The organism is Paraburkholderia pallida, from assembly GCF_004524855.1.
GTDB lineage: Bacteria > Pseudomonadota > Gammaproteobacteria > Burkholderiales > Burkholderiaceae > Paraburkholderia > Paraburkholderia oxyphila.
On sequence record NZ_CP038149.1, the window covers coordinates 2,584,901 to 2,592,946 of the forward strand.

Consider the following 8,046-nt stretch of genomic DNA (forward strand, 5'->3'; position numbering starts at 1 on the left):
TCAACAGCCGCTACGCACAGGCCAAAAGCAGCCATACATGGGAATTTTCTCGTTCGGCAAGAAAGACGACGCGCCCAGCCGACGCGACGCCGAAGCCGGCTCCCGCCGCCGGAGCAGTCAGAACACGCGCGTGGAGCGTCGCAGCCGCCGGCCGTCGCGCTCCGGCGACGCCGAGGCGATGCTGCTCGATCCCACCTTGCCGGAAAAGCAGCGCGCGCGCCGGCGACTCGTCGGCGCGATTGCGCTGGTGCTGGCCGCCATCGTGATCCTGCCGATGGTGCTCGACTCGCATCCCAAACCCGTCACCGACGACATCTCCATCGATATTCCGAGCCGCCCGGCGCCGAAGAGCGCCGCGCGCAGCGACGAGGACACCCAGGCGGGCGTCGCCCCGGACAATCCAGCCGCGACTGACGCCGCAATGGGGGCTTCTGGTCTCGCAGCGGCGGCCTCGGGCGCCGCGCCGGCGCAGACCGCGCAATCGACTCAGGCGGCGCAATCGACGCAAGCGGCACAACCCAAACCGGCGGCGCCAGCCAACGCCGCGCCGGCCGCTCAAACACAAGCTCAAGCGAATCAATCGACCCAGGCCGCGCAGACGTCGCGCAGCACGGCCGCGAAGCCGGCCGCGCCGACCACGGCGGTCGCGTCGCGCGGCAAGCCGGCCGACACCACGACGGCCAGCGCCAACACCGATGACGACTCCGCCGCGCCCGCCGCGCCGCCGGGCGCGCGCTTCGCCGTGCAGCTGGGCGCGTTCAACAGCGACGCCGCTGCGAATAAATGGGTCGCGAAGTTGAAAGCCGCGGGTGTACCCGCATATACCGAGCAACGCAAGGATGCCGACGGCACGACGCACACGCTGCTGCGCGCGGGTCCGTTCGCGGACCGCGCGGCGGCCACGGAGGCGATTGCGAAGGTGCGCGGCGCGGGCCTGACGGCCGGCTCGAACGCGAACGCCCAATAAGGGCCGCCGATGTTCACGGCATTCGACTACGCTGTAATGGCGGTGATCGGTTTGTCCGCGCTGCGCGGGGCGTGGCGCGGGTTCATCGGCGAAATTTTCGGGCTGATTGGCTGGATCGCGGCGCTCATCGTGGCGTGCCGCTACGTGGATCGCGTGGTGCCCTTCATCCCGGCGAACTGGCCGGGCGGGGCGCTGACCCAGTGGCTGATCGCCTTCGCGCTGATCGTGATTGGCGTGGTGCTCGTGGCCGGGGTGGCGAACGCGCTGCTCGGCCGGCTGGTGCAGGTGAGCGGCTTGTCCGGTGTGGACCGCTCGCTCGGCATGATGTTCGGCCTCGTGCGAGGCGTCGTGCTGGTGCTGATTCTCGTCGTCCTCGCGGGACTGACCGAGCTGCCCCAGCAGGACTTCTGGCGCAAGGCGCTGCTGCGGCCGTATGCCGTGCAGGGCGTGCTCGAACTGAAACCGTTTTTGCCCGAGACGCTCGCGGCCTACGTTCACGTCTGATCAGAAGCTGATCGCGTGACGTGAGGCGCAGCCGACCGGCGGTACTGCATAGGGCCTGTTATTGGCGTGAACAGGTCCTCGGTACTCCCCGATCATGCGGCGCATTCCGCCGGCCCGGCTGGCCGTCGCGAGCGCACCGTCACTGCTGATTTCGCTTTTTTGAAGGACCTGCCATGTGCGGCATCGTAGGTGTAGTTTCCCGCTCTCCCGTCAATCAGCTCCTCTATGACGCGCTGCTGCTCCTGCAGCACCGTGGTCAGGACGCGGCCGGCATTGCCACCGCGAACGGCAGCACGTTCCACATGCACAAGGCCAACGGCATGGTGCGCGACGTGTTCCGCACGCGCAACATGCGTAGCCTGCCCGGCACCAGCGGCATCGGCCAGGTGCGCTACCCGACGGCCGGCTCGGCGTCGAGCGAAGAAGAGGCCCAGCCGTTCTACGTGAACGCGCCGTTCGGCATCGTCCTCGCGCACAACGGCAATCTCACGAACTGGCAACAGCTCAAGGAAGAGATGTTCCGTGTGGACCGCCGCCACATCAACACCCATTCCGACACCGAAGTGCTGCTCAACGTGCTCGCGCACGAAGTGCAGCTTGCGAGCTCGGGCCTCGAACTCGATCCGGCAGCGCTCTTCAAGGCGGTCTCGGGCGTGCACCGCCGCCTGCGCGGCTCGTACGCCATCGTCTCGCTGATCTCCGGCTACGGCCTGCTCGCGTTCCGCGATCCGTTCGGCATCCGCCCGCTGTGCATCGGCAAGATGGAAACGCCGGAAGGCACCGAGTGGATGGTGGCCTCCGAATCGGTGGCGCTCGAAGGCATCGGCTTCGAGTTCGTGCGCGACGTGCAGCCGGGCGAGGCGGTGTTCATCGACTCCGAGGGCAACTTCTACGCGCAGCAATGCGCCACGGCGCCGAAGCTCAACCCCTGCATTTTCGAGCTCGTCTATCTCGCGCGTCCGGACTCGGTGCTCGACGGCGTGCCCGTGTACAACGTGCGTCTGCGCATGGGCGACTACCTCGCGGAGAAGATCCGGCGCGAGCTGCCCGACGTGAAGATCGACGTCGTGATGCCGATCCCCGACTCGTCGCGCCCCGCCGCGATGCAGGTCGCGAAGAAGCTCGGCGTGGAATACCGCGAGGGCTTCTTCAAGAACCGCTACGTGGGCCGCACCTTCATCATGCCGGGCCAGGCCATGCGCAAGAAGTCGGTGCGCCAGAAGCTCAACGCGATGGGCATCGAGTTCAAGGGCAAGAACGTCCTGATCATCGACGACTCGATCGTGCGCGGCACCACCTCGCAGGAAATCGTGCAGATGGCGCGCGATGCCGGCGCGACCAACGTGATCTTCGCTTCGGCGGCGCCGCCCGTGAAGTACCCGAACGTCTACGGCATCGACATGCCCACGCGCGGCGAGCTCGTCGCGCATGGCCGCACGGACGAGGAAGTGGCGCGCATCATCGGCGCGGATCACCTCGTGTATCAGGACGTGGAAGCGCTCAAGCAGGCGGTGCGCGACATCAATCCGGAGCTCACCGGGTTCGAGGCTTCGTGCTTCGACGGCGACTACATCACCGGCGACATCACGAGCGCGTACCTCGACAACATCGAGCTGGCGCGTCTCGCGCCCCAGGCGCAGTCGGACCGCGACGCCGCGAGCGATGCGATGGACGGCGGCACGCGCTCGCAGCTGCATTTGCAGCTCTCGGTGGAGTAAGAGCCAGGCGGGGAGCGCGTGCGTTGCGTGCTTCCCGTGCTAGCATGGGGGCTTGCGTCGATTTGATCTCAGCTTGCGGACGCGGGGCAACCCAAAACAGCTAAAGCGAACGGTGCATGCCCGGCCGCCGCTCATTGGCTGCAACGCCCCGCATTCCATGCATTTTCAGAGAGCCCGCTTCTGCCGACGCAAAGCGGGCTTTTTTGCGCCTGTGCGCCGCGCGTATGCGCTGGTATGTGCGCTTGCGTGCGCTCATGTGCGCGTACTTCGCGGCCCAGGCATGACGGCTCAGAAAACGGAAAACACGAACATGGACGAGAACCTCAACTTCGACACGCTGGCGGTCCGCTCGGGCACGCTGCGCAGCGAGTTCAACGAGCATTCGGAAGCGCTCTACCTCACGTCGAGCTTCTGTTTCGGCAGCGCCGCCGAAGCGGCCGAGCGTTTCAAGAATTCGGAAACGGGCTACACGTACGCGCGTTTCACGAACCCGACCGTCACCATGTTCCAGGACCGGCTTGCGGCGCTCGAAGGCGGCGAGGCGTGCATGGCCACGGCCTCGGGCATGGCCGCGATCATGTCGGTGGTGATGGCCGCGCTGCAGGCCGGCGACCATATCGTCAGCTCGCAGAGCCTCTTCGGCTCGACGCTCGGCATGTTCTCGCAGATCTTCCCGAGGTTCGGCATCACGACCACCTTCGTCGATCCGAACGATCTCGACGCGTGGAAGAACGCCGTGCGCCCCGAGACGAAGCTGTTCTTCCTCGAGACGCCGTCGAACCCGCTCACCGAAGTGGCCGACATCGAGGCGGTGAGCAAGATCGCGAAGGCGGCGGGCGCGCTGTTCGTCGTCGACAACTGTTTCTGCAGCCCGGCGCTGCAGCAGCCGCTCAAGTTCGGCGCCGACGTGGTGATGCACTCGGCCACCAAGTTCCTCGACGGCCAGGGCCGCGTGCTGGGCGGCGCGCTCGTGGGCTCGAAGCAGTTCATCATGGAGAAGGTGTTCCCGTTCGTGCGCAGCGCGGGCCCGACGCTCTCCGCGTTCAATGCCTGGGTGCTGCTCAAGGGCATGGAGACGCTTTCGCTGCGCGTGGAGAAGCAGTCGGCCAACGCGCTCGAAATCGCGCGCTGGCTCGAAGCGCATCCCGCGGTGAAGCGCGTCTTCTATCCGGGGCTCGAATCGCATCCGCAGCACGCGCTCGCGATGCGCCAGCAGAAGTCGGGCGGCGCGATCGTCTCGTTCGAGCTCAAGGGCGACACGCCCGAAGCGCAGCGCGCGAACGCCTGGCGCGTGATCGACGGCACGAAGGTGTGCTCGATCACCGGCAATCTCGGCGACACGCGCACGACCATCACGCATCCGGCCACGACGACGCATGGCCGCGTCACGCCCGAGGCGCGCGCGGCGGCGGGCATCACCGAAGGGCTGATCCGCCTTGCGGTGGGCCTTGAAGATCCGAGTGACGTGCGCGCCGATCTCGCGCGCGGTCTCGATGCGGCGCAGTGAGGTTGCCATGGCCATCATTCGCGCATTGTTCGTTTATCCGGTGAAGTCCTGCGGCGCCGTCGCGCTCGATCGCGCGCAACTCGATGTGAAAGGACTGCAATGGGACCGCCACTGGATGGTGGTCGACGCATCGGGCCGCTTTGTTTCGCAGCGCGAGATCGCGGCGATGGCGCGCATCGTGCCTGCGTTCGTCGAGGGCGGCGTGCGCCTCACGATGACGGGTCCCGACGCGCCGGTCGATTCGCCGCTGCGTTTGCCGTTCACGCCGCGCGGCCACGAAGCCCGCGTGCAGGCCACGGTGTGGAACGACACGTTCGAAGCGCTCGACGAAGGCGATCAAGCCGCGCAGTGGTTTTCTCGGGCGCTCGGCGCGCCGGTGCGTCTCGTGCGTTTCGCGCAGGATGTCACGCGTCTCGCGAGCAAGACGTGGACGAACGACGAGGACGTGCCCACGCAATTCGCCGATGGCTTTCCGCTGCTCGTCACGAGCGAGTCTTCGCTGGCGGACCTGAACGCGCGCCTCGTGGCGAAGGGCGCGCCGCCGGTGCCGATGAGCCGCTTTCGTCCGAACATCGTCGTCGACGGCCCGGATGCGTTCGACGAAGACTTCATCGACTCGCTCTCGATTGCGGGCGAAGCGGGTTCGCAGGAGGTGGTGCTGCGTTTCGCGAAGCCTTGCGCGCGCTGCCCGATCACGACGATCGATCAGCTCACGGGCGAGCGCGATGGCGAGTGGCCCACCGAGCCGCTCGACACGCTCGCGGTGTTCCGCGCCGATCCGCGTGTGGACGGCGGCCTCACGTTCGGGCAGAACGCGATGGTCGTGGCGGGCGCGGGCGAGCGTCTCGCGGTGGGCGCGCAGGCGCAGTGGGAATACCGCTTCGAGGAATGAACGCGCGGCGCTTGCCCGCGCGCTGGATGGCGTTGCCTAGTGCGCAGGCAGTGCGCGCCACTGCCCGGGCGCGAGCCCGAAACGCCGTGTGAAAGCGTGCGTGAACGCGCTCTGGTCGCCGAAGCCCACATCGAGAGCGATCTGCGTGAGCGAGTGGCGCGGGTCCGCAAGCAGCGTGAGCGAGGTGTCGAGGCGCAGGCGCTGCAGATAGCGATGCGGCGTCTCGCCGAACGCCTCGATAAAGAGCTGATGAAAGCGCCGCATGCCGAAGCCGCAATGCGCGGCCAGATCGGCGATGCGCAGCGGCTCCGCCAGATGCGCGCGCAGCCAGCGGTCGATGCGGGCGAAGTCGAGACCCGCGGCGGCCTCGAAGGCGTCGCTGCCGGCGAGGCCCGCTTGCGCGAGCACGGCGGCGCACAGCTGTGTCGAGGCGTCCCAATGAAAGCGCCGCGCGTGCATCGAGCCGGGGCTTTCGCTCGCGCTGGCGGATTGCGCGGCCCATGCGGCCCGCTGCGCGATCTCGCGCACGAGCTGCGTGAGCGCAGGGTCGATGCGCACGGCGCGCGCCGAGTCGAAGAGCCGCTCGGGCACCGCGAGCGCGGCGGCGGGCAAGTCCAGCACGAGCTGGCGGTTCTCGCCGATGCCCGCATAGTCGTGCCGCGCGCCGGCCGGGATCAGCCAGGCCGAATGCTGGTCGATGCGCTCGCCGACACCGTCCACCGTCATCACCATCTCGCCGTCGAGCCCGAGCACGATCTGGTGAAAGTCGTGCAGATCGGTTTCCTCGATTGCGCCATAGCAGCGCAAGGCGACGCCGGGCGCGTTGACGGACGTGGCGTGCGGGGAATTCATGGCGAACGATGCCTGCGAGACGAAGCAGCGCGACGCAGCGACGCTCAGACGTCGAGCAGTTCCACTTCGAACACGAGCGTGGCGTTCGGCGGAATCACGCCGCCCGCGCCGCGCACGCCGTAGCCGAGTTGCGGCGGGATCGTGAGCTTGCGCACGCCGCCGACCTTCATGCCCTGCACGCCTTCGTCCCAGCCCTTGATGACCATGCCGCCGCCCAGCACGAAGGCGAACGGGTCGTTGCGGTCCTTGCTCGAATCGAACTTCTGGCCGTCCGTCAGCCAGCCGGTGTAGTGCACGCTGACGGTCTGGCCAGCCTTCGCCTCGGCGCCGGTGCCTTCGGTCAGGTCCTCGTACTTGAGGCCGGATGCGGTGGTCACGATAGACATGGAACACTCCTGAATCGGAAAGGGGAAAAGCGCTATTGTAGGCGCTTTGCAGGCCGCGCGAGGCGCGCGGGCCGTGTGCGTTGCTGCCGGTACGGCGTCCCGAAGTGAGCATGCCTGGTGTTGGCCTGGTGTTGGCCTTGTGCCCGCGGTGTGCGCGCATTGCCCCGGCACCGCGCGGGCACGGCGTATGCGCGCGCATCGGAGTCCGGTGGTGCGAGCCGGGGCGAACGGGCGCGCGGCGCGTTTTCTACCGCCGCAACGTCGCCGCTATTCGCGCCGCTGCCTATAAAATGGGGCCGACCCGCCCGAGGCGGGAGAAACAAGAGGAATTCGATGGCGTCCACATCACCCACCCCAAGCGAACGCACAGCGCGCCTGTGTGCCGAAGCCGCGCTGTTCATGCGCGACCACGTGCTCTCGCGCGTCTCGCACGACTTGCGCAGCCCGCTGAACGCGATCCATAGCTGGGCCTACGTGCTCGAGCGCAAGATCGACAGTGCCGACGCCGCCGCGCAGCGCGCGCTCGCGGGCATCCGCACCGGCGTCGAGCAGCAGGTGCATCTGCTCGAAACGCTCGTCGATACGACGCGCGCCGAGACGCGCAAGCTGCAGATCGAGCGCGCGCCGTTCGCGCTCGATGCGCTCATCGACGAGACCGTGGACGAGGCGCGCCGCGCGCTCGCCGACACGCGCGGCGTGAGCGTCGGCGTGCAGGGCACGCCCACCGGCGCGACGCTCGACGCCGCGCGCGAGCGCATCGGGCAGGCGCTCTGGCTCATGCTGACGTTCGCGACGGAGGCGAGCGCAGCGGGCGCGGCGGTCTCGCTCGACGTGAGCACCACGGCCACGGCCGCCCAATTCGACGTGAATTGGCAGGCGAGCCGCGAAGCGCTCACCGACGCGGCACTGCCGCACCTGCTCGAATCGTTCGCCCGCGCACAGGCGTGCGAGCAGCAGGAGGCGGGTCGCTGCGCGTGGGTGCTGGCGTTGTGCCAGCGCGTGGCCGAGGCGCACGGCGGGCGCTTCGAGGCGCGGCCGCTCGTGGAGGGCGAGGCCGCTTCACTCACGCTGAGCGTGCCGATCAGCGGGACCTGAGTGACCGCTCCGCGCGCGCAACGCGCGCAGCCCCTGCCGGATGGCAACCTGTCCAGCCCATCCGCGTCTTACGAGATTCTTTCACCCTTATACTGAGGGCTTCGTTTTCTCCGGAGCCCCCTCTC

The 8,046-nt window shown here is 68.1% G+C and carries 8 protein-coding genes; 6 read left to right on the plus strand and 2 right to left on the minus strand.

All coding sequences use genetic code 11. The annotated features are described in order from the left end of the window. Nucleotides 1-37 precede the first annotated feature (37 nt). The 5 genes from E1956_RS26705 (at nucleotide 38) to E1956_RS26725 (ending at nucleotide 5,588) form a co-directional block, all read left to right on the plus strand. Nucleotides 38-967: an SPOR domain-containing protein gene (locus E1956_RS26705; protein WP_134754441.1), complete on the plus strand. Its 930-nt coding sequence runs from the start codon at nucleotides 38-40 to the stop codon at nucleotides 965-967. Nucleotides 968-976: 9 nt separating this feature from the next. Further along, complete coding sequence (locus E1956_RS26710; RefSeq protein ID WP_028219540.1) at nucleotides 977-1,471, plus strand: CvpA family protein; 495 nt, start codon at nucleotides 977-979, stop codon at nucleotides 1,469-1,471. 173 nt (nucleotides 1,472-1,644) lie between these two features. Continuing rightward, complete coding sequence (gene purF, locus E1956_RS26715) at nucleotides 1,645-3,189, plus strand: amidophosphoribosyltransferase (RefSeq protein WP_134754443.1); 1,545 nt, start codon at nucleotides 1,645-1,647, stop codon at nucleotides 3,187-3,189. Between the two features lie 310 nt (nucleotides 3,190-3,499). After that, on the plus strand, nucleotides 3,500-4,696 hold the full coding sequence (locus tag E1956_RS26720) for an O-succinylhomoserine sulfhydrylase (RefSeq protein ID WP_134754445.1): 1,197 nt from the start codon (nucleotides 3,500-3,502) through the stop codon (nucleotides 4,694-4,696). 7 nt (nucleotides 4,697-4,703) lie between these two features. Further along, nucleotides 4,704-5,588, plus strand: coding sequence for an MOSC domain-containing protein (locus E1956_RS26725; RefSeq protein WP_134754447.1), 885 nt, complete (start codon nucleotides 4,704-4,706; stop codon nucleotides 5,586-5,588). A gap of 36 nt (nucleotides 5,589-5,624) precedes the next feature. On the opposite strand, the gene E1956_RS26730 is transcribed toward E1956_RS26725, so the two are convergent. Beyond that, nucleotides 5,625-6,440, minus strand: coding sequence for an AraC family transcriptional regulator (locus tag E1956_RS26730; RefSeq protein WP_134754449.1), 816 nt, complete (start codon nucleotides 6,438-6,440; stop codon nucleotides 5,625-5,627). Nucleotides 6,441-6,484: 44 nt separating this feature from the next. Further along, on the minus strand, nucleotides 6,485-6,826 hold the full coding sequence (locus E1956_RS26735; protein ID WP_028219545.1) for an FKBP-type peptidyl-prolyl cis-trans isomerase: 342 nt from the start codon (nucleotides 6,824-6,826) through the stop codon (nucleotides 6,485-6,487). A 333-nt stretch (nucleotides 6,827-7,159) separates the two neighbouring features. Between E1956_RS26735 and E1956_RS26740 the strand changes: the two genes are divergently transcribed. Further along, entirely contained in the window at nucleotides 7,160-7,921 is a 762-nt protein-coding gene (locus tag E1956_RS26740) for a sensor histidine kinase (RefSeq protein WP_134754451.1), read from the plus strand. Nucleotides 7,922-8,046 lie beyond the last annotated feature (125 nt).